This is a genomic window from Tepidibacillus infernus (genome assembly GCF_048898065.1).
GTDB lineage: Bacteria > Bacillota > Bacilli > Tepidibacillales > Tepidibacillaceae > Tepidibacillus_B > Tepidibacillus_B infernus.
On the sequence record NZ_JBLWFI010000108.1, the window covers coordinates 1 to 207 of the forward strand.

At 32.4% G+C, this 207-nt stretch carries 1 protein-coding gene; it reads right to left on the reverse strand.

Features of this window, described 5'->3' with window-relative positions:
- Window positions 1–116, reverse strand: a 116-nt coding sequence (locus TEPIDINF_RS15195) for a transposase (RefSeq protein WP_421692408.1), incomplete at its 3' end; no start/stop codon positions are given.
- Between the last annotated feature and the right edge of the window lie 91 nt (window positions 117–207).

Genomic DNA, 207 nt, shown 5'->3' on the forward strand with positions numbered 1-207 from the left:
ATATCTTTTGCATAGTCAGATATGGTATCATCAATCACTTGTCTGCGATATTTTACGACCAGAACAAGATGATAATATAGGAGGAACACAGAATGGTTATTACTGTCTAATTTCATTGATATATCAGCCTTTCATTTATATAAGACTAATTATATCATAGCAAAAAAAGACAACTTTAGGCTACGCCTAACCGAAATTCATCTCCCA